5 protein-coding genes are annotated in these 4,243 nt (G+C 70.5%); 3 read left to right on the top strand and 2 right to left on the bottom strand.

Annotated features, from left to right (window positions below):
• Both C1J01_RS46600 and C1J01_RS46605 read right to left on the bottom strand, forming a co-directional pair.
• Positions 1-2,018: ATP-binding protein (locus C1J01_RS46600; protein ID WP_111185410.1), on the bottom strand; the 2,018-nt coding region annotated here is incomplete at its 3' end.
• Positions 2,019-2,203: 185 nt separating this feature from the next.
• A complete protein-coding gene (locus C1J01_RS46605) occupies positions 2,204-2,707 on the bottom strand; it encodes an ATP-binding protein (protein WP_111185408.1) in 504 nt (167 codons plus the stop codon).
• A 227-nt stretch (positions 2,708-2,934) separates the two neighbouring features.
• Here C1J01_RS46605 and C1J01_RS46610 point away from each other — a divergent pair, with 227 nt between their 5' ends.
• The 3 genes from C1J01_RS46610 to C1J01_RS46620 all read left to right on the top strand — a co-directional run.
• Complete coding sequence (locus C1J01_RS46610) at positions 2,935-3,696, top strand: MerR family transcriptional regulator (protein WP_111185409.1); 762 nt, start codon at positions 2,935-2,937, stop codon at positions 3,694-3,696.
• Positions 3,697-3,747: 51 nt separating this feature from the next.
• On the top strand, positions 3,748-4,056 hold the full coding sequence (locus C1J01_RS46615) for an ArsR/SmtB family transcription factor (protein WP_111185411.1): 309 nt from the start codon (positions 3,748-3,750) through the stop codon (positions 4,054-4,056).
• On the top strand, positions 4,053-4,243 hold a 191-nt coding region (locus tag C1J01_RS46620; RefSeq protein WP_181449347.1), incomplete at its 3' end, for an SRPBCC domain-containing protein. The genes C1J01_RS46615 and C1J01_RS46620, both read left to right, overlap by 4 nt.

Raw genomic sequence — 4,243 nt, forward strand, 5'->3', positions numbered from 1 at the left:
CGCGTACGCCGCTCACAGGCATCGTGGTAACCGGCCAGATGCCCGTACCCGGACAACGCCGCCCCCACCATCCCCCACACACCGCTCACCACACCCAGCAGCCGCGCCGCCCGCTGATACTCCCGGCGCGACGCCGCGATCCACGCCAGCACCTCGATCGCCAGCGCCTCACCCAGCACATCGCCCATCGACCGGTTGTAGTCCAGCCCCGTCCGCTCCAGCTCCGTGGCCCGCTCCAGCTCACCCTGCCGCCACAACTCCACACCCAGCGCCGTCAACGTGTACGCCTTGTGCCAGCGCTCACCGTACGCATCGCACACCGCGACACACTCCTGCGCCGCCGCCACAGCCTGCGCCGACTCCCCCACGAACGAATGCGCCAGCGACAACCGAATCAGCGTCAACGCCAGAGCGACCGGATCACCCGACACCCGATGCCGCTCCAGAGCCTGCCGATAGCACCCGATCGCCTCCCGCGGCCGGCCCTCGACCATGGCGGCCATGCCGCGGAACATCGTCACGAACCCCAGCACCGACTCGTCGCCCAGCCGCTCACCGATGCGGCGGCCCTCCCGCAACATCGCCTCCGCGGCCGGCAGATCGGCCTGCACCAGCGCCAGCCACGCCGCCCCCCACAACGCCCGGCCCCGCTCGGCCGGCGGGCCCGCGCCGGACGCCAGCGCCCGCTCCAGCCAGGAGCGGCCCTCCGCCAGGTAATAACTGGTGATCCAGTGATACAGCAGGTCGGCCGACATCACCAGGCCGGCTTCGTGCCGGCCCGGCGCCGCGAACGACCACTCCAGCGCCGCGCGCAGATTCGCATGCTCGGCCTGCAACCGCCGAACCCACGCCAGCTGCGCCGGCCCGAACAACTCCGCCCGCGCCCGCGCCGCCAGCTCGCGGTAATAACCGGCATGCCGGCCCCGCAACGCCTCCCCGCCGCCGGCGAAGGCCAGGCGCTGCCAGCCGAAGTCCCGCAACGTCTCGAGCATCCGATACCGTACGCCGCCGTCCCCGTGGTCCTCGCGCATCAGCACGGACTTGTCCACCAGGCCGATCACCAGGTCGACGACCTCCTCGCGGCCGATCCCGTCCCCGCAGCAGACCGCCTCCGCCGCCTCCAGGTCCAAGCCGTCGGCGAACACCGACGCCCGCTGCCACAGCAGCCGCTCCTTGTCCGAACACAGTCCGTAACTCCAGTCGATCAGCGCCCGCAACGTCCGATGCCGGGGCAGCACGGCCCTCGACCCGGACGTCAGCAGACGAAAACGGTCATCCAGCCGCTCCAGCAGCTGCAGCGGCGACAACGCCCGCAACCGCACCGCCGCCAGCTCGATCGCCAGCGGCAACCCGTCCAGGCGGCGCACGATCCGGCACACCACCTCGCCGTTGTCCTCGGTGACCTCGAACGACGGCAGCACCGCCCGCGCCCGCTCGGCGAACAGCCGCACCGCCTCGTTCTGCGTCAGCTCCTCCACCGACACCGACGACTCCCGCGCCCCCGGACACGACAACGGCGGCACCGCCAGCGCCTGCTCACCCGCGATGCCCAGCGCCTGCCGGCTCGTGGCCAGCACCCGCACCTCCGGCGCCGCCCGCAGCAACGTCTCCGCCAGCACCGCGCACGCGTCCAGCAGATGCTCGCAGTTGTCCAGAATGATCAGCGCCTGCCGGCCGCGCAGATACTCGGCCAGCACCTCCAGCCGCGGAGCCGTCGTCTCGTCGCGGATCTCCAGCGCCTCGGCCACCGCGTGCGCCAGCGACGCCGGGCACGTCAGCGACGCCAGCTCCACCAGCCACACCCCGTCACGAAAGGCCCGCCGCACCTCATGACCGGCCCGCAACGCCAGCCGCGTCTTGCCCACCCCGCCCATGCCGGTCAGCGTCACCATCCTGGACGCGGCCAGCAGCCGCCTGACCTCGGCAACCTCGTGCCGACGCCCGATGAAACTCGTCACCTCCGCCGGCAGCCTGCCGTTGTGGCGGCCCCGCGAGGCATTCGTCGTCACCGCTGTCATGGTGTCTCTCACGCCAGGGCCCGGCGGGTCACCATGAGCGCCGTCGCCCCGACGTACAGGCACCCAGAGTATGCGCAGGTCACGAGCCGTGGGGATGCCGGTCAAGAAGCCACGGCGAGATTTGACCCGCGCATGGCGCGCCACCGGCCGGGCCTTGACCCGCCCGGCGGCGCCCGTTGACCGACCTAACCGAAAACCGCGGCCCGCTCAGCCGGCCCGCCGGGCAACGGCATCTCGAACCACACGACCTTGCCCCACCGGGTGCTCGTACTCCCCCACGCCGACGACAGCTCCTCCACCAGCGCCAGCCCACGCCAGCCCTCGTCGTCGTCGGCCGCCGCGTGCCGCACCGGCAGCTGCTGCGAGCCGTCCCCGACCTCACAGCGCAACACCCCGTCGACCACCCACAGCGTCAGCAGCACCAGCCCAGCCGCGTGCCGCACCGCGTTCGTCACCAGCTCACTGGCCAGCAGCTCGGCCACGTCGCACGCCTGGTTCCAGCCCCACACCAGCAGCTGGGCGCGCACCAGATGACGCGCCCACGTCACCGACACCGGCCACGGCGGCAACGTCCATGTCGCCCCCGCCACCGACAACGCCCCCTGCTGCTGCCCGTCGGCGCCCTGCGCCGTCGTGGTGTTCTCGCGCGCCTGCGCAGGGAGGCTTCTGTGGCGGTCTCCGTCTTCCATGGACGGGCGGGCAGGCTGTTCATGGCACATGCTGGTCGTCCTCGCTGGTCGGCGGATATCGCTTCACCATCGTCAGCCTGCCCCCAACGCCCCCCTAGAAAGAGGACAAAAATCCCCATACGGCTACCTATTTCACCTGCTCAAGCCGTACCCGCCACCACACACCCCCACCCCACGGAAGAGCCCCGCTTGACCCTCACCCGACGTCACCCGGCACAGTGAACCCCATGAGCCTCTCCGTCGGACAGGTCGCCCGCCTCGCCGGCGTCACCGTACGCACCCTGCACCACTACGACGAGATCGGCCTGCTCACCCCCGGCGAACGCACCCACGCCGGCTACCGCCGCTACACCGACGCCGACCTCATCCGCCTGCAGCACATCCTCCTCTACCGCGAACTCGGCTTCCCCCTCGACGAGATCGCCGTCATCCTCGACCACCCCCACACCGACGAACTCACCCACCTGCGCCGCCAGCACGAACTCCTCACCCGCCAAGCCGACCACCTCCACCAGGTCATCACCGCCGTCGAACGCGCCATCCACGCCAACACCACCGGCATCACCCTCACCCCCGAAGAACGCTTCGAAATCTTCGGCCACTTCACCCCCGAACACCACGAACCCGAAGTCCAACGCCGCTGGGGACACACCCCCGAATACGCCGAAAGCCGCCGACGCGTCGCCTCCTACACCAAAGCCGACTGGCTCCAGATCAACGCCGACACCTCGGCACTCAACGACGACCTCGCCGCCGCCTGCGAAGCCGGCCTGCCCCCCGACAGCCCCCACGCCATGGACCTCGCCGAACGCCACCGCGGCCACATCACCCGCTGGTTCTACGACTGCGGCCACGAACTCCACCGATGCCTCGGCGACCTCTACGTCCAAGACCACCGCTTCACCGCCGTCTACGACGCCATCACCCCCGGCCTCGCCGCCTACCTCCGCCAAGCCATCCACGCCAACGCCCGCCGCCACACCCTCTGACCCCACTACATGCCCTTGCAGGCATATAACCAGAGCGGTATATTCGCGGCCATGCCCTTCGACGTCCTCGCCGAACCGGCCCGCCGCCGCATCCTCGACCTCCTCCTCCAACGCCCCCACCAAGTCGCCGAACTCACCCACCACCTCGGCCTCACCCAACCCGGCACCAGCAAACACCTGCGCATCCTCCGCCAAGCCGGACTCGTCACCGTCCGCAAAGACGCCCAACGCCGCTGGTACGAACTCCGCCCCCAACCCCTCGCCGAGATCGACGCCTGGCTCACCCCCTACCGCCGACTCTGGAACACCACCCTCGACCGCCTCGAACACCACCTCGACACCATGGAGGACGACCGATGAACGAAACCCTCACCCTCCACCCCGACGGCCGCACCACCCTGCGCCTGCAACGCCGCCTGCCCCACCCACCGGAAAAAGTCTGGCGCGCCATCACCGAACCCGAACACCTCGCCGCCTGGTTCCCCACCACCGTCACCATCGACGGCGACCGCATCTCCTACGGCTTCGGCCCCGACGGCCGCATCAC

Origin of the sequence: Nonomuraea aridisoli (assembly GCF_003236395.1) — a bacterium.
In the GTDB taxonomy this organism is placed as follows: Bacteria; Actinomycetota; Actinomycetes; order Streptosporangiales; family Streptosporangiaceae; genus Nonomuraea; species Nonomuraea aridisoli.